The organism is Acinetobacter sp. (genome assembly GCF_036666595.1).
In the GTDB taxonomy this organism is placed as follows: Bacteria; Pseudomonadota; Gammaproteobacteria; order Pseudomonadales; family Moraxellaceae; genus Acinetobacter.
On record NZ_JAVWVO010000066.1, the window covers coordinates 262 to 805 of the forward strand.

The 544-nt window shown below is 30.9% G+C and carries 1 pseudogene; it reads right to left on the bottom strand.

Annotated elements, in window-relative coordinates:
• Positions 1–125: 125 nt before the first annotated feature.
• A pseudogene (locus tag RR876_RS16785) lies at positions 126–544 on the bottom strand (hydrolase); the annotation flags it as partial.

Genomic DNA, 544 nt, shown 5'->3' on the forward strand with positions numbered 1-544 from the left:
ATTTAATTCAGTCATTAAATCAGCCATCCCTCACTCCGTGTACATTTCACAGCAAAAACAATTTAATCATCTTAAACCTGTGCAGATTAAAAAGAAATTGCGATATCCACCACTCGTCTACAGATTTAATTCATTTTTTGTAAATATTGGCAGATTTTGTCAGTTGTTTCTTCAGTTTTAAATACAGGAAAACCATGTGAGCCACTGATTAATTCTGCATTTAAAAACTTTGCATCTAATTTCTGCAAATTTTCTAATACTTTGTAGCTAACTAAAAAATCTTGTTTGGCAAATAGATGATATTGCTGACCTGTATAATTTTTTAAGATATGAACAAGATTTAAGTTTTCTAAAAGCTTTAAACCTTCTTGAAGCAACTCAATTTTCTGCGGCTGAATCAAACTTTGCAAAGTTAGAAAATCAGTTCTTGTTGTCTCTACACCTTGGCAGACCATATAACCAAATTTTTTTAATGTCGTAATGGCATCATTTTCAAAGGATTGTTTAAAGTTTTGAAATGTTGATTGATCCATTGCTATTTGCC